This is a genomic window from Streptomyces sp. SS1-1, assembly GCF_008973465.1.
Lineage (GTDB): Bacteria > Actinomycetota > Actinomycetes > Streptomycetales > Streptomycetaceae > Streptomyces.
Genome location: NZ_WBXN01000004.1, coordinates 2,339,004 through 2,361,028 on the forward strand (window position 1 = coordinate 2,339,004; position 22,025 = coordinate 2,361,028).

20 protein-coding genes and 2 tRNA genes are annotated in these 22,025 nt (G+C 72.5%); 4 read left to right on the forward strand and 18 right to left on the reverse strand.

Going from position 1 to position 22,025, the window contains the following annotated elements:
* The first annotated feature begins 9 nt into the window (after positions 1-9).
* Complete coding sequence (rpsT, locus tag F8R89_RS11870; RefSeq protein ID WP_015660447.1) at positions 10-276, forward strand: 30S ribosomal protein S20; 267 nt, start codon at positions 10-12, stop codon at positions 274-276.
* A gap of 221 nt (positions 277-497) precedes the next feature.
* On the opposite strand, the gene F8R89_RS11875 is transcribed toward rpsT, so the two are convergent.
* From F8R89_RS11875 to leuS, 9 genes are all read right to left on the reverse strand, one after another.
* Positions 498-893: a nuclear transport factor 2 family protein gene (locus F8R89_RS11875; RefSeq protein ID WP_151783951.1), complete on the reverse strand. Its 396-nt coding sequence runs from the start codon at positions 891-893 to the stop codon at positions 498-500.
* A gap of 121 nt (positions 894-1,014) precedes the next feature.
* Positions 1,015-2,004 (reverse strand): DNA polymerase III subunit delta, encoded by a 990-nt coding sequence (holA, locus tag F8R89_RS11880; protein ID WP_192806100.1) that lies wholly within the window; start codon positions 2,002-2,004, stop codon positions 1,015-1,017.
* A gap of 53 nt (positions 2,005-2,057) precedes the next feature.
* A complete protein-coding gene (locus F8R89_RS11885; protein ID WP_151783953.1) occupies positions 2,058-2,303 on the reverse strand; it encodes a hypothetical protein in 246 nt (81 codons plus the stop codon).
* Positions 2,304-2,463: 160 nt separating this feature from the next.
* Complete coding sequence (locus tag F8R89_RS11890) at positions 2,464-3,312, reverse strand: arylamine N-acetyltransferase family protein (RefSeq protein ID WP_151783954.1); 849 nt, start codon at positions 3,310-3,312, stop codon at positions 2,464-2,466.
* A gap of 4 nt (positions 3,313-3,316) precedes the next feature.
* Positions 3,317-5,917, reverse strand: coding sequence for a ComEC/Rec2 family competence protein (locus F8R89_RS11895; RefSeq protein WP_151783955.1), 2,601 nt, complete (start codon positions 5,915-5,917; stop codon positions 3,317-3,319).
* 82 nt (positions 5,918-5,999) lie between these two features.
* Positions 6,000-7,028 carry a ComEA family DNA-binding protein gene (locus F8R89_RS11900; protein WP_151783956.1) on the reverse strand — a complete coding sequence of 343 codons (1,029 nt, stop codon included), beginning with the start codon at positions 7,026-7,028 and terminating at the stop codon, positions 6,000-6,002.
* Between the two features lie 224 nt (positions 7,029-7,252).
* Positions 7,253-8,098 (reverse strand): DegV family protein, encoded by an 846-nt coding sequence (locus tag F8R89_RS11905; RefSeq protein WP_151783957.1) that lies wholly within the window; start codon positions 8,096-8,098, stop codon positions 7,253-7,255.
* 90 nt (positions 8,099-8,188) lie between these two features.
* On the reverse strand, positions 8,189-8,953 hold the full coding sequence (locus F8R89_RS11910) for a hypothetical protein (protein ID WP_151783958.1): 765 nt from the start codon (positions 8,951-8,953) through the stop codon (positions 8,189-8,191).
* Between the two features lie 172 nt (positions 8,954-9,125).
* Complete coding sequence (gene leuS, locus F8R89_RS11915; protein WP_151783959.1) at positions 9,126-11,999, reverse strand: leucine--tRNA ligase; 2,874 nt, start codon at positions 11,997-11,999, stop codon at positions 9,126-9,128.
* 446 nt (positions 12,000-12,445) lie between these two features.
* Between leuS and F8R89_RS11920 the strand changes: the two genes are divergently transcribed.
* Together F8R89_RS11920 and F8R89_RS11925 are read left to right on the forward strand one after the other, a co-directional pair.
* Positions 12,446-13,762 carry a ferric reductase-like transmembrane domain-containing protein gene (locus tag F8R89_RS11920; RefSeq protein ID WP_192806101.1) on the forward strand — a complete coding sequence of 439 codons (1,317 nt, stop codon included), beginning with the start codon at positions 12,446-12,448 and terminating at the stop codon, positions 13,760-13,762.
* The gene (locus F8R89_RS11925; RefSeq protein WP_151783960.1) at positions 13,759-15,381 is read left to right on the forward strand and encodes an NADH-quinone oxidoreductase subunit NuoF family protein; all 1,623 of its coding nucleotides are present in this window, start codon (positions 13,759-13,761) and stop codon (positions 15,379-15,381) included. Before F8R89_RS11920 ends, F8R89_RS11925 begins: the two co-directional genes overlap by 4 nt.
* A 187-nt stretch (positions 15,382-15,568) precedes the next feature.
* On the opposite strand, the gene F8R89_RS11930 is transcribed toward F8R89_RS11925, so the two are convergent.
* From F8R89_RS11930 to F8R89_RS36180, 9 genes are all read right to left on the reverse strand, one after another.
* Positions 15,569-15,641, reverse strand: a tRNA-Ala gene (locus tag F8R89_RS11930).
* Positions 15,642-15,789: 148 nt separating this feature from the next.
* A complete protein-coding gene (locus tag F8R89_RS11935) occupies positions 15,790-16,023 on the reverse strand; it encodes a hypothetical protein (protein ID WP_003976229.1) in 234 nt (77 codons plus the stop codon).
* A gap of 500 nt (positions 16,024-16,523) precedes the next feature.
* Positions 16,524-16,596, reverse strand: a tRNA-Ala gene (locus F8R89_RS11945).
* 108 nt (positions 16,597-16,704) lie between these two features.
* On the reverse strand, positions 16,705-17,376 hold the full coding sequence (locus F8R89_RS11950; RefSeq protein ID WP_151783962.1) for a histidine phosphatase family protein: 672 nt from the start codon (positions 17,374-17,376) through the stop codon (positions 16,705-16,707).
* Positions 17,373-17,819 (reverse strand): ribosome silencing factor, encoded by a 447-nt coding sequence (gene rsfS, locus F8R89_RS11955; RefSeq protein WP_062669963.1) that lies wholly within the window; start codon positions 17,817-17,819, stop codon positions 17,373-17,375. Before rsfS ends, F8R89_RS11950 begins: the two co-directional genes overlap by 4 nt.
* 97 nt (positions 17,820-17,916) lie before the next feature.
* Entirely contained in the window at positions 17,917-19,584 is a 1,668-nt protein-coding gene (locus F8R89_RS11960) for an LCP family protein (RefSeq protein ID WP_151783963.1), read from the reverse strand.
* A 25-nt stretch (positions 19,585-19,609) separates the two neighbouring features.
* Positions 19,610-20,248, reverse strand: coding sequence for a nicotinate-nucleotide adenylyltransferase (gene nadD, locus F8R89_RS11965; protein WP_151783964.1), 639 nt, complete (start codon positions 20,246-20,248; stop codon positions 19,610-19,612).
* Positions 20,249-20,324: 76 nt separating this feature from the next.
* Entirely contained in the window at positions 20,325-20,489 is a 165-nt protein-coding gene (locus F8R89_RS36175; protein WP_086869378.1) for a hypothetical protein, read from the reverse strand.
* A 129-nt stretch (positions 20,490-20,618) separates the two neighbouring features.
* The gene (locus F8R89_RS36180; protein ID WP_192806103.1) at positions 20,619-20,780 is read right to left on the reverse strand and encodes a hypothetical protein; all 162 of its coding nucleotides are present in this window, start codon (positions 20,778-20,780) and stop codon (positions 20,619-20,621) included.
* Between the two features lie 114 nt (positions 20,781-20,894).
* On the opposite strand from F8R89_RS36180, the gene F8R89_RS11970 reads away from it, so the two are divergent.
* On the forward strand, positions 20,895-22,019 hold the full coding sequence (locus F8R89_RS11970; RefSeq protein ID WP_225994371.1) for a M48 family metallopeptidase: 1,125 nt from the start codon (positions 20,895-20,897) through the stop codon (positions 22,017-22,019).
* Positions 22,020-22,025: the final 6 nt, after the last annotated feature.

Consider the following 22,025-nt stretch of genomic DNA (forward strand, 5'->3'; position numbering starts at 1 on the left):
GGCTCATTCGTGGCGAACATCAAGTCCCAGATCAAGCGGATCAAGACCAACGAGAAGGCCCGGCTGCGCAACAAGGCCGTCAAGTCCTCCCTGAAGACCGCGATCCGCAAGGCCCGCGAGGCCGCTGCCGCGGGTGACGTCGAGAAGGCCACCGAGTACCAGCGCGCTGCCGCGCGTCAGCTCGACAAGGCCGTCTCCAAGGGCGTCATCCACAAGAACCAGGCCGCCAACAAGAAGTCGGCGCTTGCTTCGAAGGTCGCGTCCCTCAAGGGCTGACATCTTCCTGATCTGACCGCCGGAGGGAATCGAGCGGGCCCTCTCTCATCCGCTCCCGTCCGGCACCCCCGGATCCGCACGCGGCCTGCGTTCGCCACGCGGGTGCGGATCCAGCAGCTCGATCCGAAGGCCCCGGCGCCCACCTTCCCCAGGGCGGGCGGCGGGGCCTTCGGCATGCCCGCTCGGCTTCCGCGGCTCCCCCGGTTGCCTCTCGGAGCAGGTCAGCTCCAGAAGTCGTCGGCCGTGTCGATGTCCGCGACGCACTCGTCGAGGTCGGTGATCTTGTCCCCGACGATCCGGAAGACGATGCATCCGGTCTGGTCGATGTGCTTGCCGCCCCGGTCGGCGGTGAAGTGGTGCGCGGCCACGGCGTGCCCGCGCCCGTCGACGAACACGTCCCGCAGCTCCACCCGGAACGATCCGCCGGTCTCCGAGCCCAGCCGGCCGTAGTAGTCGAAGACCGCGTCGAACCCCTTGTGGTCCCCGGAGAGCGGATGCGAACCGGGCACATGGTGGGTGCAGTCCCCGGTCATCATGCCGCGCAGGGTCTCCATGTCCCCGCGCTGGAACGCCGCGTACCCCTCGCGGACGAGAGCCGCGTGTGGATGCTCAGCCATCGTGATCGCCACCTTTCACCGTCCGGCGACACCAGCTGATACGTCCGATTCTCCTCGCCCCGGTGACACCTGTCGTTCCGATCAGGGCGTCCCCCGGAGCGGGGGGCGAGCGGGTGGGGTCTCAGGCGCGGCCCCGGGAGCGGGCGGCGCGGGCGATCGTCACGACCGCCTTCTCCAGGGCGTACTCCGGGTCGTCCCCGCCGCCCTTCACACCGGCGTCGGCCTCGGCGACCGCCCGCAGCGCGACCGCGACACCGTCGGGTGTCCACCCGCGCATCTGCTGACGCACCCGGTCGATCTTCCAGGGCGGCATGCCCAGCTCACGGGCGAGATCGGCGGGCCGGCCACCACGGGCGGACGACAGCTTGCCGATGGCCCGCACGCCCTGCGCGAGCGCACTGGTGATCAGTACGGGCGCGACCCCGGTCGACAGCGACCAGCGCAGCGCCTCCAGCGCCTCCGCCGCCCGGCCCTCCACGGCCCGGTCGGCGACGGTGAAGCTCGACGCCTCGGCGCGCCCTGTGTAGTAGCGCCCGACGACGGCCTCGTCGATGGTGCCCTCGACGTCCGCGACCAGCTGGCTCACCGCCGACGCCAGCTCCCGCAGATCACTGCCGATGGAGTCGACCAGGGCCTGGCACGCCTCGGGCGTCGCGGACCTGCCGGTGGCCCGGAACTCCTGCCGGACGAACGCCAGCCGGTCCGCCGGCTTGGTCATCTTCGGGCAGGCCACCTCGCGCGCCCCCGCCTTGCGGGCGGCGTCGAGCAGCTTCTTGCCCTTGGCCCCACCGGCGTGCAGCAGCACCAGCGTGATCTCCTCGGCGGGAGACCCCAGATACGACGTGACGTCCTTGACGGTGTCCGCCGACAGGTCCTGCGCGTTCCGCACGACGACGACCTTGCGCTCCGCGAACAGTGACGGGCTGGTCAGCTCGGCGAGCGTGCCGGGCTGCACCTGGTCCGCCGTGAGGTCCCGTACGTCCGTGTCGGCGTCGGCGGCCCGCGCGGCGACCACCACCTCCCGCACGGCACGGTCGAGCAGCAGCTCCTCCTGACCCACGGCGAGGGTCACGGGGGCGAGGGGATCGTCGTTCGCACTCTTCCTGGCCATCGCGTACAGCATGGCACGCGGGTACGACAACGCCGGCCGGCGCACCCCCGGGCCTACGGCTCCTCGCGCCAGCCCTCCCACTCCCCCGCGAACGCGTCCAGCTCCGCGGGGTCGAGGTGCTCCCGCTCGTCGCGCAGCACCAGCAGCCACTGCGCGTCCTCGGCGTCGTCCTCGCCGGCCAGGGCGTCCCGCACGAGATGCGGCTCCTCCTCGATGCCGAACCGCTCCCGCAACGCCTCGGCGGCCTCCTCGGCCGCGTCGCGGTCGGGCAGCACCAGCACATGTCTCACATCGCTCACGGACCAATTCTCCGGCACCGGGGAGGACCGGGGGCGGGGCCCCTGGGCTGGTGAGGCTGGGCTGGTGAGCCTGGGCTGGTGAGCCTGCGCTCGTGATCGTGGGCTCGTGACCGTGGGTGCCGTCACTCGTGGCCGCCGGGCGCGTGACCGTGGCGTGCGCTCACCCGTGCCCACCGGGCGCGCGGACCGCCGGCACCCGGTCCAGCGTGATGCCGAACCGCTCCCGGTAGACCCCCAGCACCTCCTCGTCCGTGTCCAGCTCCCGCTCCTCGCGGCTCCCGCCAGCCGCCGTCTCCTTGAACGTGCGGCCGCTGAGCGTGATCCGCCCTCCGTCCTCCGTGACCCGCGAGCACACCAGCGACTGCGTGAAGTGCGACTGGGGCGAGGTGCTGTGCCACCACGCGCCGGACACGAAGTCCGCCAGCACCCGCGGCCGCAGCTCCAGCCGGTACTCGGGCCTGCCGTCCATGACGACCTCCAGGTCGACCGCCTCGCTTCCCCCCGCCGTCGCGTCCCCGCCGCGCGCCCCCGCGGCGTCCGGCCCGGCCTCGGTGATCCGGAACACCCCCGCCGGGTCCACCTGCTCGTCGCGTGCGTAGAGCGCCAGCGGATGGTGGCTGTGCGCCCCGAAGCCCACGTCCGCCAGCCAGGTGCCCCCGTCCGCCGTCCCGACCTTCAGCGCCATGTGGTCGTACGGGATGCCGAGCTTCCCCTCCTTGCCGTGCACGCGCGCCGCGAGCAGCGTCACCTCGAAGCCGAGCGCGCCGAGCAACGCCCCGAAGGCGCCGTTGAGTTCGTAGCAGAACCCGCCGCGCCCGGTCCCCACCACCTTGTCCAGCAGCCGCTTCTCCTCCAGGACGATCTCCTCGCCGAGATGGATCGACAGGTTCTCGAAGGGCACGGCGCGCAGATGCCGCAGATGCAGCTCGCGCAGGGCCTCGGAGGTGGGCCGGGCCGGACGCTCGGCCCCCAGACGGCTCAGATAGGCATCGATCTCCACGGAATCCATGCCCTCAGTCTCCCGCGACGGCCAACTCGGCACCCGCCCCGGTCACCGCCAGCGCCCCGTCCCGGTCCGTGCTCAGCACCACCGCGCCCTGGGCCCGCAGCGCCGCGACCGTGCCGGGGGCGGGATGCCCGTACGGGTTGTCCGCGCCCGCGGAGATGAGCGCGAGCCGGGGCGCCACCCGGCGCAGGAGTCCCGGATCCTGGTACGCGGAACCGTGGTGCGCGACCTTCAGCACGTCCACCCCGCCCAGCAGGGCCCCGGCCGGCGATCTCAACAGGGCGCGCTGCGCCGGGGGTTCGAGGTCGCCGAGGAGCAGCAGCCGCAGTCCCGCCGACCGGACGAGCAGGGTGACGCTCGCGTCGTTCGGTCCTTCCGGGACCGTCGCCGGGCCCGGTGGCGGCCACACCACGCGCCAGCTCAGGTCGCCGGTGCGGCGCTCCTCGCCTGCGGTGGCCCGCGTCACCGGGACTCCCCGCGCCGCCGCCTCACGCCGGACGAACTCCGCCTGGTCCGCCGGTTCCTGGTGGCCCGTCGTCTCGATCGCCCCGACCTCCCGGTCGCGCAGGACGCCGGGCAGGCCCGCCACATGGTCGGCGTGGAAGTGCGTCAGGACGACCAGCGGGATCCGTGTGATGCCGAGGGTGCGCAGGCACCGGTCGGCCAGCACCGGGTCGGGTCCCGCGTCCACCACGACCCCCGTCCCCGCGCCCGCCGCGAGCACCGTCGCGTCGCCCTGCCCGACGTCGCACATCGCGAACCGCCACCCCGGCGGCGGCCACCCCGTGACCACCCGGGTCAGCGGCGGCGGCTGCACCACGGCCAGCACGAGCAGCACCCCGAACGCCCCGCACCACCACGGGTGCCGTATCAGCCGGCGCCCCGCCAGCAGCAGGGCCGCCGTGGCGAGGGCGAGCAGCGCCGCCCCGGTCCAGCTGCCCGGCCAGTCCACGCCGGCGCCGGGCAACGCGGCACCGGTCCGGGCGACGTCGGCGATCCACCCGGCCGGCCACCCCGCGCACCAGGCCAGCGCCTTCGCCACCGGCATCGCCCATGGGGCCATCGCCAGCGCGGCGAATCCCAGCACCGTCGCCGGGGCGATCGCGAACTCCGCGAGCAGGTTGCAGGGGACCGCCACCAGGCTCACCCGGGCCGACAGCACCACGACGACCGGGGCGCACAGCGCCTGCGCGGCGGCAGCGGCGGCCAGTGCCTCCGCGAGCCGTGGCGGGACCCGGCGCCGGCGCAGCGCCGCGCTCCAGCGGGGCGCGAGGGTGAGCAAGGCGCCGGTGGCCAGGACGGAGAGCAGGAAGCCGTAACTGCGGGACAGCCAAGGGTCGTACAGCACCAGCAGCAGCACGGCGGTCGCGAGCGCCGGGATCAGCGACCGGCGCCGCCCGGTGGCCAGGGCGAGCAGGGTCACCGCCCCGCAGGCCGCGGCCCGCAGGACACTCGGATCGGGCCGGCACACGACGACGAACCCGAGAGTGAGCGCCCCGCCGAGCAGCGCCGTCGTCCGCAGGGGTAGGCCGAGGCGGGGTGCGAGCCCCCGGCGCTCGGCGCGCTGGGCGAGTCCGGGCGGGCCGACGAGCAGGACGAGGATGATCGTGAGGTTGCTCCCCGACACCGCCAGCGTGTGCGCCAGGTCGGTCTCCTTGAACGCCTGGTCCAGCTCCGGGGTGATCCGCGCGGTGTCCCCCACGACGAGCCCCGGCAGCAGCGCCCGGGCGTCGGCGGGCAGCCCGTCGGTCGCCTCCCGCAGCCCGGCCCGCAAGCGCCCCGCCAGCCGCTGGGCCGCCGACGGCTCCCCCACGACCTCCGGCACCGCGGGTTCCCGCACCCGCAGCACGGCCGCGATGTCACCGCTCTCCGACGGCGGCACGACCCGGGCCGTCACCCGCACCCGCGTGGAGGGCAGCAGGGCCAGCCAGGGGGACGGCCGGTCCTCGGCGGTCCCGGTTCCCCGCGGCGGCGAGCCTGTGGGGGACGTGGCGGACGTGGGGGACGGGGAGGAAGTGGGGGAAGAGGTCCGCCGCTCGACATCGACCACCATCAGGACCGGGGTCCGGGTCACCACGGCCGCGCCGTCCCGCGTCTCCACACGCCGTACGTCCGCGTCGAACAGGACGGCGCCAGGTCCCGGTGCCGGGCCTCGCACCTTGGGCCGGTACAGCCGTGGGTCCGAGGTGATCTCCGCCTCGGCGACGACGGTGGCGTACCGCTCGGCGAGCCCGGGCAGTGGCCCGCGCCGCAGATCGGCTCCGTGCAGCCCGGCCGAGGCGGCGGCCGCGGCGACACAGAGCAGGACGGCGGCGACCGTGACGCCCTGCCAACCGGACCGGCCCGCCACCCTGGCCTGCGCCCGGCCCCGCGCCCGGCGGCCCCGCGCCCGGCGGCCCCGCGCGGCCCTCCCCCGCCGCAGCGTCAGCAGGACCCCGGCGGCGAGCAGGCACCCGACCGCAGTGCCGGTCACCCACACCGGCGAGGCGTCCAGCAGCAACGCCGACGTGGCCCAGGCGGCCAGTGCCGGCGGCACCAGCCGCAGATCCGTCGGCCCCTCCTGCCGCGGATGGGCCGCCCCGAGCCGGCTCCCGGCCGCCGCGTGCACGGCGGCACGAGTGCCCCGCTTCTCCTCCTCGGTTCGCCCGCCGCGCGCTTCCTCCCGGCCCGCCCGCCGGCCTCCTCCCCCCTCATGGCCGTACGAGATTCCGCAGGTCGGCGAAGCGGCGGTCGCCGATGCCGTTCACGTCCCGCAGTTCGTCCACCGAGCGGAAGCCACCGTGCCGGGTGCGGTGGTCGATGATGTGCTGGGCCAGCACCGGCCCGACCCCCGGCAGCGTGTCGAGCTGTTCCAGCGTGGCCGTGTTGAGCGACACCGGCGCTGTCGGCGCGCCCCCGGGACCGGTGGCGCCGCCCGTCTCCGCGGCCGGGGCGGCTCCGGCGGCACCCGGCGGAGCGCCGACGATCACCTGCTCGCCGTCCACCAGGAAGCGGGCCTGATTCAGCCCGTCCATGTCCGTGCCGGGCCGCACCCCGCCGGCCGCCCGCAGAGCGTCGGCGACGCGCGAGCCCGCCGGCAGCCGGTGCACGCCCGGGTCACGGACCTTGCCGCCGACGTCCACCACGATCTCGGCGCCGGGCGAGCCCGCGGCACCCGGCCCGGCGGACACCGTCGCGCCGGACTCGGCCGCCGCCCCGTCCCGCGTCGCGTCACCGTGGGAGGCCGCCGCGCGCACCACCTCGGGTGCCCGCACGGGCTGCACCCGGCCGGCCCAGAAGTGATGCACGGCCAGGGCGGCGGCGAGGGCCAGCAGGGCGACGAGCGCGATGACACTGCGCCGCTCCAGACCGCACCGCGCCTGCACCCACACCGGCATCCGCTCCCGCAGCGCCGGCCCTAGCCTCCCCCGCAGCCCCCGTGCACCGGGGTCACCGGGGCCAGAAGGGTCCACCACGTCCACCACGTCCCCCGCCCCCGGCGGCCCCGTCCCCGACTCCCGCCAGTCCCCGCCCCGTTCGGCGAAGATCAGCTCGGCGCGGCGGCGCAGTTCCTGCTCCGAAGCCCGGCGTTGCCCCGCCCGGCTCCGGCCGCCGTCGTGCGCACCGCGCCGATGCCGGACGCGGCCGTCGGAAGCGGGCCCGCGTCCGGGCCCACTGGTGACCCTCGCGGAGCGGACCCGCGGAGATGTACCCGTCGAAGTGCGTGATCGAAGTGCCATGCGACGAGCATCCGGCACTCGTCGCATTCGCGATGATCTTGCTCAATTTCCGTGGATCGACAGCCGGTTGTGGATAACCCCACCACCCCGACGGGTGACCCACGCCCCGGCGGCCCAGGCCCCGATGACCCACGCCCCGGTGACCCGCACCCCGGCGGGTGCCCCGCACCCCGGCGACCGCGCACCCGTCACCGCCGTCACCGCCGTCACCACCGCCACCGCCGTCAACGCGGCGAGACCACGACCCCCAGCAACCCGGGCCCGGTGTGCGCCCCGATCACCGCGCCGACCTCGCTGACATGCAGGTCGGCCAGTCCCGGCACCCGGGTGCGGAGCCGGTCGGCGAGGGCCGACGCCCGTTCGTGGGCGGCGAGATGGTGCACCGCGATGTCGACCTGCGCGCCGCCCGCCCGTTCGGCGGCGATCTCCTCCAGCCGGGCGATGGCCTTGGACGCCGTCCGCACCTTCTCCAGCAGGTCGATCCGGCCGCCGTCCAGCTGGAGCAGGGGCTTCACCGCGAGCGCGGAGCCCAGCAGTGCCTGTGCGGCGCCGATCCGGCCGCCGCGGCGCAGGTATTCGAGGGTGTCGACGTAGAAGTAGGCGGCGGTGCCCCCGGCGCGTTTCTCGGCGGCGGTGACGGCCTCGTCCACGGTGCCGCCGGCCTCCGCCGTCTCGGCGGCGGCGAGCGCGCTGAAGCCGAGGGCCATGGCGACCATCCCGGTGTCCACCACCCGTACCGGCACGGGCGCCTCGCGCGCCGCGAGGACGGCGGCGTCGTAGGTGCCGGAGAGTTCGGCGGACAGGTGCAGGGAGACGATCGCCGTGGCGCCGGACTCGGCGACCTCGCGGTAGTGCTCGGCGAAGACCTGGGGGCTGGGGCGCGAGGTGGTGACGGGGCGTCGCTTCTGCAACGCCTGGGCGAGGGAACGCGTCGAGATCTCGGTGCCCTCGAGGAGCGCCTGGTCGCCGAGGACCACGGTCAGGGGGACCGCGGTGATGCCGTGCCGCTGCATCGTCCGGGGCGGCAGGTAGGCCGTTGAATCGGTGACGATCGCGACATGGCGGGACATGAGTCGGAGGTTACCTGGCGTGGTGCCCGGGCGGCAGCCCGACCCCGCTCAGCCGGTGCCGTCGTGACCGGAACGGATCGTGCCGCGGGCTCAAGTCGTGCTCTCCGGGCGGGGTTTCTTCTGCCACGGATACGTCGGGCGGGCCGCCGGCGGCGTGATGGCGGGCCTCGTCGGCTCCTCGGCCTGCCGGGTCCGGGGGGTGTCCGGCCACGTCTGCTCGGGTGCCGCCGCGGAGTCCGTGGCGGGGGCCTCCGGCCACGGGGGCGGCGCGGGACGCTCGGTGGCACCCTCCGCCGAGGGCGCGGCCGCGTCGGTCTGCCAGTGCCGCAGGGCACCGGCCTCCATGTCGATCTGCGCGCTGAGGGAGTCCAGGTCGTCGTCGGCGAAGCGGCGGGCGCGGTCGCGGGCCGCCCAGCGCAGCGCGTCGGCGGAGTGCGTGATGCGCTCGGTGCGTTCACGCAGGTCGGGCAGACGGGCGGCGAGGGTGGCGCGGTCCGGCTCGGACTCCAGGCGGCGCAGCTCGCCGTCCAGTTCGTGGCCGTGGGAGCTGAGCCGCTGGAAGAGGGCGAGGGATTCCTTCACGGAGTCGTCCTCGCCGGCGAGGGCCTCCAGCGCCTCCTGCGTGGCCCGCATGGAGGTGCGCAGGTCGAGGCGGAGCTGGGCGACCTCGCCCGCGGGGCCGGGGCGGCCGAACGCCTTGGCCTTGAGGGTGTGGTCCTCGACGGTGCGGCGGGCCTGCGTGATGTGCCGGTCGGCGCTGCGCTTGGCGGCACCCACGACCTTGACGGTGGCGAACACGCCGAGGGCGACGAAGAGCACGAAGAGCAGGGCGATGACTGCGATCACTGCTTCCACGGGCTCCTCCTCCTGCCTGCCGGGGACACGCCTGCCGGACCTACCTGCCGGACACGCCTGCCACGACATGCGGCACGTCCTTCTCCACGGTAAACGCAAGCGGCAGGTCCGGAGTTCCACCGGAACCCCGAACCTGCCCGTAGGGGATCACCCCGACACGTCGCGGCGGCGTCTACGCCGGGACGATGTTCACCAGCTTCGGCGCGCGGACGATGACCTTGCGGATGCCGGCCCCGCCGAGCGCGGCGACGACCTTCTCGTCGGCCAGCGCGGCCTTCTCCAGGTCCTCGTCGGAGATCGACGGGGAGACCTCCAGGCGGGCCTTGACCTTGCCCTTGATCTGGACGACGCAGGTGACGGTGTCGTCCACCAGGTACGCCGGGTCGGCGACCGGGAAGTCGTGGTGGACGACGGAGTCCTCGTGACCCAGCTTGCGCCACAGCTCCTCGGCGATGTGCGGGGCCAGCGGAGCCACCATCAGCACCAGGGCGTCCGCGACGGAGCGGGAGACGGGGCCGCCCGCCTTCGTCAGGTGGTTGTTCAGCTCGGTGACCTTGGCGATGGCGGTGTTGAACCGCATGTTCTCCAGGTCGCCGCGCACGCCGTCGATCGCCTTGTGCAGGGCGCGCAGCGTCTCCTCGTCGGGCTCGGTGTCGACGACGGTCACCTCGCCGGTGGTCTCGTCGACGACGTTGCGCCACAGCCGCTGCAGCAGCCGGAACTGGCCGACCACCGCGCGCGTGTCCCACGGCCGGGACACGTCCAGCGGCCCCATGGCCATCTCGTACAGGCGCAGGGTGTCGGCGCCGTACTCGGCGCAGATCTCGTCCGGAGTGACGGCGTTCTTCAGGGACTTGCCCATCTTGCCCAGCAGCCGGGAGACCTTCTCGCCCTGGTACCAGTAGGCGCCGTCGCGCTCCTCGACCTCGGCGGCCGGTACGGCGATCCCGCGCGCGTCCCGGTAGACGTAGGCCTGGATCATGCCCTGGTTGAACAGCTTGTGGAACGGCTCCGCGGAGGAGACGTGCCCCAGGTCGTACAGGACCTTGGACCAGAAGCGGGCGTACAGCAGGTGCAGCACGGCGTGCTCGGCGCCGCCGACGTACAGGTCGACACCGCCGTGCGGCATACCCTCGCGCGGGCCCATCCAGTACTGCTCGATCTCGGGGTCGACCAGCCGCTCGTCGTTGTGCGGGTCCAGGTAGCGCAGCTCGTACCAGCAGGAGCCGGCCCAGTTGGGCATGGTGTTGGTCTCGCGCCGGTAGCGCTTGGGGCCGTCGCCCAGATCCAGGGTGACGTTGACCCAGTCCTCGTTGCGGGACAGCGGCGTCTCGGGCTGGGTGTCGGCGTCGTCCGGGTCGAAGGTGCGCGGGCTGTAGTCGTCGACCTCGGGCAGCTCCAGCGGCAGCATCGACTCGGGCAGCGGGTGCGCGATGCCGTCCTCGTCGTAGACGATCGGGAAGGGCTCGCCCCAGTAGCGCTGGCGGCTGAACAGCCAGTCGCGCAGCCGGAAGTTGACGGTGCCCTCGCCGTGGCCCTCGGACTCCAGCCACTCGGTGATGCGCGCCTTGGCCTCGACGACGCCCAGGCCGTCCAGGGAGACGTGCTCTCCGGAGGAGTTGACGATCTTCGCGTCGTAGGAGACGAAGGCGTCGTCCCAGGTCGCCGGGTCGGTGCCGCGGCCGTCGGTGGGCTCGACCACGCAGACGACGGGCAGCTCGAAGGCGCGGGCGAACGCGAAGTCACGCGAGTCGTGGGCCGGGACGGCCATGATCGCGCCGGTGCCGTAGCCCATCAGGACGTAGTCGGCGATGAAGACGGGGACCTTCTCGCCGTTGACCGGGTTGGTCGCGTACGAGCCGGTGAAGACGCCGGTCTTGTCCTTGGCCTCGGCCTGGCGCTCGACGTCGGACTTGGAGGCGGCCTGCGCCCGGTAGGCGGCGACCGCCTCGGCGGGCGTGGCGTGGCCGCCGGTCCACACCTCGTGGGTGCCCTCGGGCCAGGCGTCCGGGGTGAACTTCTCGACCAGCGGGTGCTCGGGCGCCAGCACCATGTAGGTGGCGCCGAACAGGGTGTCGGGTCGCGTCGTGAAGACGGTGATGTTCTCGCCGTCGATCGGGAAGTCGACGCGGGCGCCCTCGGAGCGGCCGATCCAGTTGCGCTGCTGCAGCTTGATGGCCTCGGGCCAGTCCAGGGCGTCCAGGTCGTCCAGCAGCCGGTCGGCGTATGCGGTGATGCGCATGTTCCACTGGCGCAGCTTGGCCTTGAAGACCGGGAAGTTGCCGCGCTCGGAGCGCCCGTCGGCGGTGACCTCCTCGTTGGCCAGCACGGTGCCCAGCCCGGGACACCAGTTGACGGGCGCGTCCGAGGCGTAGGCCAGCCGGTACTCGCCCAGGACGTCGGCGCGCTCGGCGGCGCTCAGCTCGCTCCACGCGCGCGTGTGGCCGGGGACGGCCCGCTCACCGGACTCGAACTCGGCGACCAGCTCGGAGATCGGCCGGGCCTTGTCCGCCTTGTCGTCGTACCAGGAGTTGAAGATCTGCAGGAAGATCCACTGGGTCCACTTGTAGTAGTCCGGGTCGATCGTGGCGAACGAGCGGCGCTTGTCGTGGCCCAGGCCCAGCCGGCGCAGCTGGACCTGCATGTTCTTGATGTTGGCCTCGGTGGAGACACGCGGGTGCGTGCCCGTCTGCACCGCGTACTGCTCGGCGGGCAGGCCGAAGGCGTCGAAGCCCAGGGTGTGCAGGACGTTGTGTCCGGTCATGCGCTGGAAGCGGGCGAAGACGTCGGTGGCGATGTACCCCAGCGGGTGGCCGACGTGCAGGCCGGCTCCGGACGGGTAGGGGAACATGTCCATGATGAACTTCTTGGGCTTGGCGGCCAGCTCGGGGTCGCCCGCCAGGTCGCCCTTGGGGTTGGGAGCCGCGTACGTGCCCTCGGCGTCCCAGAAGTCCTGCCAGCGTGCCTCGATCTCGGCCGCCAGGGCAGCCGTGTAGCGGTGCGGCGCGGCCACCTCGGCGGCGGCAGCGGGGTTCGTCTCGCTCATGATCCTCAAAGCTCCATCGATCGTCTCTGCCCGCGGCTGCGATTGTCGTGAAACGAAAAATCCCCTCGCACAGGAGGGGACGCCGCGCCGATGCCGACCATCCGAATCGCCCGGTGGTCGGGAGTGATCAGCGCGGCTCGCTAAGCAGAAGGCGTACGGCACGCATGGCGTCAGGGTACCGCAGCGCCGGAGCGGGGAGCGACGGAGTTCCGGCGGGCGCGCGCGTGAACATCCGTGCCCCCGTCTGCGTACCTGAGAGTTGTGAAGACATGGAAAAGCTGAACGATGTTCAATTGTTACCTGGCGTAACAGACGCTAAGGGACATCGGACGCCCCTCGCGGCCCGTAGATAACAACGCAATAACTCAAACGCCGTACCCCCCGGTATGGAGCCACTTAGAGTGCGGCACCGGGACCGCCTTCCCGAACCGCTCGGAGTTGCCCCCATGAACCCTCGTCGTAGTAACAGTTCGCTCCCCAAACCGGGCCGGTCGGCCTACGGGGTGGCGACGGCCGCCGTTCTGCTGCTCATCCCCCTGGTCGTCCTGCTCGGCGGCGCCTGGCTCCAGGAATTCCTCAACTTCGGTGCCGGCGTCCTGTCGCTCGTGTGTCTCACCTGCTCGGTCATCTGGGGCCTGGTCGCCCAGGACCGGATGATCCTCGACACCCGCCAGCGGATCATCGCCCAGGGCGTCCACCGGGTCACCGCCGTGGCCTCGATCGCGTTCCTGCTGGTGCACATCGGCGTCAAGCTGGCCCTGAACCACGCCGGCTTCATGGCCGCGGTCATCCCGTTCAGCCTGGTCTTCTTCGGCGGCGACGAGATCCCGGGCAGCGCCTTCCTGATCGGCCTGGGCTCGATGGCCGCGCTGCTCATGATCTTCGTCGGCGTCACCGGCGCCCTGCGCAACCAGTTCGCCTCCCCCGCGCCGGTCGCCGCCCGCTGGCGCGCGATGCACATGCTGGCCTACCCCGCCTGGTGCGCCGCCCTGATCCACGGCCTGTTCGCCGGGCGCCCGGCGAAGACCTTCTTCATGGTCAGCTACGAGCTGTGCGTGGTCGGCGTCGCCGCCGCCCTCGCGCTGCGCGCCGCCCCGCGCCCGGTCAAGCGCAAGGTCGCCGACCGGATCGCCCAGATCATCGGCAACGAGCCGGGCGTCCGCGAGGGCCTGGAGGAGAGCCGCGCGCGGGCGGCCTCCGGACCGGCGGCAGCGGGCCCCGACAGCCCGCGCGGCGAGCGGCGCTCCTCGCGCGACGACCGCGGCGGCCGTGGCGACCGCGGCAGCCCCCTGCCCGGCATGCCGGCGCAACCCGCGTCGGCCGCCGAGACCACGGGAGGCTTCGCCGCCGCCTACCGGGCCGTCTCCCCGCGCTCCGACGGCCGCCAGGAGCCGTACGGCGCCCAGCCCACCCAGGCCACCCCGCGCGCCGACGGCGGCACGGGCAGCTGGCCGATCCCCTCCCCGCCGCCGGTCGGCGAGGCACCCCCCTCGGCCTACGACCCGCTCAACGACACCGGGTTCAACAACATCCCCGCCTACGGCACCCAGGGCGCCGCCTCCTACGCGGGCGGCGCCGCGGGCTACGGGTCGAGTGATGTGTACGACACCTCCGAGACAAACGCCGTCTTCGGTACGTACAACCAGAACGACACGTACAACAACAGCGGTCCCGCCACCCAAACGATGCCCGGTGCCCCCTACGACTTCGACGCACCGGGTCCGGGCGAACCTTGGAACACGCCTTCCGGAGGCTTTAAGTGAACGAGGCCCTGCCCGACGTTCCCGAAGTCCGCGTGGTCGGTCTTCCCCAGCTCACGTCGGGCTTCGACCTTGTGGAACGGCTCGACCTGCCCATGCACCTCAAGGTGCACGGGCCGCTGGAACCGATGGGCGGCGAGCAGCTCGCGAAGCTCGCCGAGAACATCAACCTCAAGGGGCGCGGCGGCGCGGGCTTCCCCTTCCACAAGAAGCTGCGCTCGGTCGCCGAGTCCGCGATCAAGCGCGGGGTGCGGCCGGTCGTCGTCGTCAACGGCAGTGAGGACGAACCGGCCTGCCGCAAGGACACGGTGATGATCAACCGTGCCCCGCACCTGATCCTGGACGGCGCGCTGCTGGTCGCCGAGGCCCTGGGAGCCCGCCAGCTCGTGGTGGGGGTCACCCGGGAGTCCACCCAGCGGTCCATGGAAGCCGCGCTCGCCGAGCGCGGCCTGAGCAACAGCCGCCGCTCGGCGCTGCGCGCGTTCGTGCAGCGCAACCCGGTGCGCATGGTGACCGGCGCGGCCGCGTCCCTGATCCGCTCCATCGACGGCGGCCCGGCGATCCCGCCCGGCCGCAAGGTCAGCGCCTCGCAGAACGGCGTCGGCGGCGCGCCGACCCTGCTGTCGAACGCCGAGACGTTCGCCCAGCTGGCCATCGCCGCCCGCATCGGCCCCGAGCGCTACGGCAACACCGGCCTGTACGACGAGCCGGGCACCGTGATGCTCACGGTCTCCGGCGCGGTGGCGCGCCCCATGGTCATCGAGGTCCCCACGGGCGTGCCGCTGCGCTACGTGCTCCAGCTCGCCGGGGCCCCGCCGATCCCGCAGGGTGTGCTGACCGGCGGCTACCACGGCAAGTGGATCGACGCGGCGACGGTGAACGAGGCGATCGTCTCCCGCAACTCGCTGGACGCGGTGGGCGGTTCGCTGGGCGCCGGCGCGATCCTGCCGATCAGTCAGGAGACCTGCCCGCTGGGCGAGTCGCTGCGGGTGGCGCAGTGGCTGGCCGAGGAGAGCGCCGGTCAGTGCGGGCCCTGCTACCTCGGTCTGCCGGCCGCGGCGCGCGGCATGGAGGACATCATCAACGGGGGCGGCCCGGCCGCCCTGGAGGCGCTGAAGCAGGTCGCCAAGAACGTGAAGCGGCGCGGCGCCTGTTCGCACCCGGACGGCTCGGCGATGTTCCTCGAGTCGACCATCAAGGCGTTCACGGACGACCTCGCCGCCCATGTCCTCGGCAACGGCTGCGGACGGCCCGTGGAGGGCGTTCTGCCGCTGTTCGAGGGCGGCAGGGCCCCGACGGGCATCCCGGGTGGCGGAGAGGCCGAGGAGGACGGTCCCAGCCGGCAGAAGATCTTCGTCGACTGGACGCTGTGCCGGGGCCACGGCCTGTGCGCGGACATCCTCCCGGAGGTGTTCCAGCTCGGCGCCGACGGCTTCCCGACCGTCGCCCAGGCCATGGTGCCGCGCTACGCGGAGGCCAAGGCGCTGCGGGCGGTGCGGCGTTGCCCGGCGCTCGCCCTGCGCATCGAGGAGGACACCCGGGGGCAGGCCCCGTCCCGCTCCAACCTGCCGGTGCTGTCCCAGGGCCGCGAGGGCCGGGGCCGGCGGGCGCTGGGCCGCTGAGGGGCCGTACACGCGCGTGGGAGGGGCCGTCCGATCGGGCGGCCCCTTCGTGCGTCCCCGGCGTGACGGCACCGGCACCGGCACCGGCACCGGCACCGGCACCCGGGCAACGGGGCCCGGCAGCGCGCAGATGAACGCGCACATGAAAAAGATCCCCCGGGTCTCATCGACCCGGGGGATCTCACTGTGGAGCTAAGGAGAATTGAACTCCTGACCTCCTGCATGCCATGCAGGCGCTCTACCAACTGAGCTATAGCCCCTTGCTTCGTCCGCCCGGTCTCCCCGGCGGCGACGCCAACATTACCGGGCCAGGGGGTGGAGCACCAAATCCATTACACCCGCGCCCACTATGTCCACCAATGTCGGATTTCATGACAGTTGAGGAACCTACGGAACCCGTGGGAACCGTCACGCCGTGACGAAGGAATAGAAGCGCTTGAGCGTGCAGTGCTCCTCGAGCAGCCGCCCGTAGATCGGCTCCCCCTCGAGTTCCCGGTAGGTCTCGATGGGGTCGCCTTTTATGATCAGCGCCCGCGCGCATTCCTCGCACCAGTACTGGTAGTCGGGGTTCACCGGTTCCATGTCACGGACGATCGGCGTTCCGCTGCCGCACCAGTCGCACTTTCGCCTGTGTGCACCCATCGATCAGCTCCAGCTGTGGCCGCAGGCCGTGCACACGTAGGAGATTCCGCCGTTGTCCCCGAGAAGCTGGGCGACATGGGCGGAACCGCAGGAAGGGCAGCTGAGGCGAGTGATCGTGTCCCGTGCCAATGCCGTCTCGAAGAGGCGACCGGCCTCTCCGAGGATGCTCGCAGGCATCACTGCTCCCTCCCGTCGGGACGCGCCCCCTTCCGGCCGTTTGATTCTGCCACGGCCGGGCCAATACGGTCAGCGACGCCTCAGTACCAGTCCGGACACGGCGGGCCCGCGACGTACGGGACCGCGCGTCCACCGCGCCTGGACGCCTCCTGGAGAGGTATACGCCCGCGGGGCCCAAGTCACTCAAGCCGCAGCGGAACAGTTCGCGTGGGACGTGTCCCGTGCGAACCGCCGCCGCGCCTGAGGACGTTGGTCAGGGCACCGTGCCGGATACCAAAGATCCCGCCGATCGGATCGATCGGCGGGATCTTGTTGTCTCGCTGTGGAGCTAAGGAGAATTGAACTCCTGACCTCCTGCATGCCATGCAGGCGCTCTACCAACTGAGCTATAGCCCCTTGTCGCTGTTCTTCCCGCTCAGCGGGGCGAACAAGAAGAACTTTAGCCTGCGACCTGCCGGAAAGTGAAATCCGGGTCCCGGGCCGCCCCGGCCGGGACCGTCGGCGTCAGTCGTCGTCGCCGAGCACCGGCTCCGGCAGGGTGCCGGCGTTGTGCTCCAGCAGCCGCCAGCCGCGGGCGCCCTCGCCGAGGACGGACCAGCAGCAGTTCGACAGGCCGCCCAGGCTCTCCCAGTGCTGCGGCTCCAGGCCCAGCAGACGGCCGATCGTCGTACGGAGGGTGCCGCCGTGGCTGACGACGACGAGCGTGCCGTCCGCGGGGAGCTTCTCGGCGTGCCGCAGCACCACCGGGGCGGCGCGGTCGGCGACCTCGGTCTCCAGCTCGCCGCCGCCGCGGCGGACCGGCTCACCGCGCTTCCACGCGGCGTACTCCTCGCCGTACCGGGCGATGATCTCCTCGTGCGTCAGGCCCTGCCAGACGCCCGCGTAGGTCTCCCGCAGGGCCTCGTCGTGCGTCACCTCCAGACCGGTGAGCTCCGCCAGCTCGGCGGCGGTCCGGGCGGCGCGCCGGAGGTCGGAGGCGATGATCGCGTCCGGCTTGAGACCGGCGAGCAGCCGGGCGGCGCGGCGGGCCTGGGAGACGCCCACCTCGGTCAGGTCGACGTCCGTGGAGCCCTGGAAGCGGCGCTCCACGTTCCACGAGGTCTGGCCGTGCCGCCACAGGATGAGCCGGCGGCCCCGGCCGGGGCGGCCGGCGGTCACCTCACCGGTGGCGCTCACCGCCACTCACCGTCCAGCTCGGCGGCCTCCTCCGCGGCCTGGAGCTTGGCGTGCTCGGCGGCCTTGCCGCGGGTGGCCTTGGCGTCCTCGGGCAGGTCGAGCTCGGGGCAGTCCTTCCACAGCCGCTCCAGGGCGTAGAAGACGCGCTCCTCGCTGTGCTGGACGTGGACGACGATGTCGACGTAGTCCAGCAGGACCCAGCGGGCCTCGCGGTCGCCCTCACGGCGGACCGGCTTGGCGCCGAGCTCCTTGTTCAGCCGCTCCTCGATCTCGTCGACGATCGACTTGACCTGGCGGTCGTTGGGCGCGGAGGCGAGCAGGAAGGCGTCGGTGATCGACAGGACGTCGCTCACGTCGTAGGCGATGATGTCGTGCGCGAGCTTGTCGGCGGCGGCCTGCGCGGCGGTGCGGACGAGCTCGGTCGAACGGTCGGTAGCGGTCACTACAAGGCTTTCGGTCGGTGGACACTTGTCTCCAAGGGTCTCACGGACCGGTGACAGCACCCCACGTGAATACGGGCGCACGTGGGGTGCCGGGTGCTCACGAGGACGGGCGGTAGTCCTGTCCGAGGATCACCGTCACGTCCGCGTTCGCGGAGACCTCGCCCTTGCGGACCGCGCCGGCGGGCAGGCCCAGGGTCTTGGCGACCTCGGTGGCGTCGGCCTTGTCGGCGGCGTCGGCGTAGACGACCTGGCTGGTCGCCGCGGCGGACGCGGTGCCGCCCTCCAGGAAGGTGAAGCCGCCGTTGAGCAGCACCACGCGCGCCTTGCCGGAGTTGCCCTCGACGCCGGTGGCGTTGCGGACGGACACGCGGACGGCGGCGTCCTTGTCGGGGCTCTTCGCGGTGCCGCCCAGGACGTCCTTCACGACGCTCGCGCTGGCCTCCTCGCTGAGCGTTCCGTCCTCCTGCACGGGCAGCAGGGCCGTCTTGTAGTCGCCGCCCTTGGCGAGGTCGGCGAGCCGGGCGAGGAACGCGCCGAGGTCCTTCTCGGTCAGCGGCGGCTCGATGATCATGCCGAGGGTCTGCACGGTGGTGGTGGCGCCGCCGGTGTCCGAGGTCAGCTTGCGCAGCACGGCCTGCATGACCTGCCCGAACCGCTGCAGCTGCGCGTTCTGGGCCTCGCCGGAGCCCTGGTAGGTGGCGTAGGCGACGGCCGTCTTGCCGCTGAGGGTCTGCGCCTTGCCCTTGCGGACGAGGGGGGCGGCGCCCTTGGACTTGGCCGAAGGGTCGGGGACGTTCGTGTCGGTGTCGACCTCGATGTTGCCGATCAGGTCGACGAGGTTCTGCAGATAGGGGGTGTCCAGCCGCCAGGTGCCCTGGATCTCGGTGCCGAGAACGGTGTCGATGGCGTCGCGGGTGCCGGAGGAGCCGTCGTCGTCGACGGACTTGGCCAGCGTGGTCGTGCTGCCGTCGTCGGAGCCGAGGGCGAGGGAGTTCGGCAGCAGGACGGTGGTGCCCTGCTTCGTGGTGGTGTTGTCGACGAGCAGGGCCGTGGAGGTGCCGCCCTTGGCGGTGTTGTGCAGATGGACGACGATCACGTCGCGTTTCTGCGCGCCGGCGGGCGTCGCGCTGTTCGTCTTCCCGTCCGAGCCGCCGAGGCCGGGGAGCTTCCCGGCGTACCAGAGGTAGCCGACGCCGCCGGCCGCGACGAGGGCGAGGACGACGACGAGCGCGATCACGCGCGACCGTGCCCGCCGCTTGGCCTCCTCGCGCCGCTCGGTGCGGTTCTCGGTGAACTTCAGCCAGTCGATGACGTCCTCGGAGTCCTGGTCGGGCTCCTCGACGAAGGCGAACTGCTCGGTGCGGTAGTCCCGGTCGACGCGCTCCCCGGTGCCGGTGTCCGGCTCCTCGGCCGGGCCGGCCTGCTGCGGGATGTAGGCGGTCTGCTCGGCGACCCGGGGCCGGCCGCCCCCGGCGGCGGTCTGCCCGTAGGGGTCGTAGGGCGCCTGCGTGCCGGTGTCGTACGGGTCGTAGGCGGGGGCGGGCGCCTGCGGACCGGTGTCGCCGTAGGGGTCGTACGGCGGGGGCTGCTGCTGGGCGCCGGTGGCGTACGGGTCGTATCCGTAGCCTTGCTGAGCGTAGGGGTCGTAGTGCTGCTGGGGCTGCTGCTGCGACGGGACCTGCCGGTACACCGGCCGGCCGTACTCGTCGTAGCCGACCAGTTCGTACGGGACGTCCCCGTAGCCCGCGTCGTATCGGTCGTTCACCGTAGCCCCTCTCGGCTCGCTCGCCTCACTCGCCGCGGTACAGCTCGCGCTTGTCGATGTAGCGCACGACACCGTCCGGCACCAGATACCAGATGGGGTCCTTCCTGGCGACTCTCGCACGGCAATCGGTGGACGAGATGGCCAGCGCGGGGACCTCGACCAGGGAGACGCCGCCCTCGGGCAGGCCGGCGTCGTCGAGCTGGTGGCCGGGGCGGGTGACCCCGACGAAGTGCGCGAGGGAGAACAGCTCCTCGGAGTCGCGCCAGGTCAGGATCTGGCCGAGGGCGTCGGCCCCGGTGATGAAGAAGAGGTCCGTGTCGGGGTTCAGCGCGCGCAGGTCGCGCAGCGTGTCCACGGTGTAGGTCGGGCCGCCCCGGTCGATGTCGATGCGGCTGACGGAGAACTGCGGGTTCTCCGCGGTGGCGATGACCGTCATCAGATAGCGGTCCTCGGCCGGGGAGACGTGCCGGTGACTCTTCTGCCACGGCTGGCCGGTCGGCACGAACACGACCTCGTCCAGGTGGAACTGCGCGGCGACCTCGCTGGCCGCGACGAGGTGGCCGTGGTGGATCGGGTCGAACGTCCCGCCCATGACGCCGAGACGGCGCTTGCCGGGGTTCGTCGGTCCGTTGCCGGGGCCGGTAGGCATGTCCTGCTCTCCCATGCGTGCAGACCCTACCGGCCCCGCCCGAGAGCCCCGGCCGGCGGTCGCGCGGGCGGAGCCTGGAGGCCGGCCGGGATCAGCGGTCGCGGTTGAAGCGCGTGGTGATCCACAGCAGCAGCAGGAGGATGACGAAGGCGCCGCCGCCGGTGAGCAGCGGGCTGATGCTGTCGTGGTTGCCGCCGTGCTCCTCGCCCTCGGCGGCGAGAGTGACCAACTGGGCAGCTGCGCTGTGGAAGCTCATCTTCGGCGTGACCTATCGGTGTGGGCGGGATAAAGACGTCGGCTCATCGTATGCGGCCACCATGACGGCGATCACGCCGACTCCACCGTTGGTGGCGCTCCGGCCCGCCCGGGGAACCTTCCCCGCGGCTCAGTCGTCCTTCTGCCTGTAGCCCCGCAGCAGGAACCACGCGGTCAGCACACAGCCCACGACCATCACGATCAGCACGATCCGGAGCAGATTGCCCGACCCCGGCTGCTCGGCCGCGCGTGCGGCCTCGGTGACCCAGGCGGCCGCGGTGGTGTGCTCCATGACGCCGAACTCCTTCGCTGTAGTGCCCGTCCACGGTAACTCCGCCTAGGCTGGGCCCAGCCTCGGGGACGCAAAGGGCCGCACAAGGGTCCGCAAAGGGCCACACTCACGCACATGGGGGAAGACATGTCCGACGGCCACGAGCACAGCGGGCGGGAGCAGGTGCCGAGCAGGCGGCGCACACGTTTCCCGGGCATCTCCTCGCGCGCGTACGAGCACCCCGCGGACCGCTCCGCCCTGGTGGCCCTGCGCAAGCTCACCGGCTTCGACACGGTCTTCAAGGCGCTCAGCGGCCTGCTGCCCGAGCGCAGTCTGCGGCTGCTGTTCCTGTCGGACTCGGTCCGGGTCTCCGACGAGCAGTTCGCGCACCTGAACGACATGCTGCGGGACGCCTGCTACATCCTGGACCTGGAGAAGGTCCCCCCGATGTACGTCAACCAGGACCCGGTGCCCAACGCGATGTGCATCGGCCTGGACGAGCCGATCATCGTGGTGACGACCGGGCTGCTGGAGCTGCTCGACGAGGAGGAGATGCGGGCCGTCGTGGGCCATGAGGTGGGCCACGCGCTCTCCGGTCACTCGGTGTACCGCACGATCCTGCTGTTCCTGACCAGCCTCGCGGTCCGGGTCGCCTGGATCCCGCTGGGCAATCTGGCGATCATGGCGATCGTGACGGCCCTGCGGGAGTGGTTCCGCAAGTCGGAGCTGTCCGCGGACCGGGCGGGCCTGCTCGTCGGCCAGGACCTGCAGGCGTCGATGCGCGGCCTGATGAAGCTGGCGGGCGGCCACCATCTGCACGAGATGAACGTGGACGCCTTCCTGAAGCAGGCCGAGGAGTACGAGGCGGGCGGCGACCTGCGCGACTCGGTCCTGAAGATCCTGAACGTCCTCCCCCGCTCGCACCCCTTCACCACGGTCCGCGCGGCCGAGCTGAAGCGGTGGGCGGAGTCCCGCGACTTCCAGCGGATCATGGACGGCCACTACCCGCGCCGCACCGAGGACAAGGACACCTCGGTGACCGACTCCTTCCGTGAGTCGGCGTCCCACTACGCCGACCATGTGAAGGCGTCCAAGGACCCGCTGATGAAGCTGGTCTCGGACATCGCCGGCGGCGCGGGCGACCTGGGCGGCCGGGTCCGCAGGGGCTTCGGCGGCTTCACGGGCTCGGGCTCGGCTTCGAAGGACGGGCCCGCGCGCGAGGACGGCGACGGGGACGGCACCGCGGGCGGCACCGCCTGAGGCGTA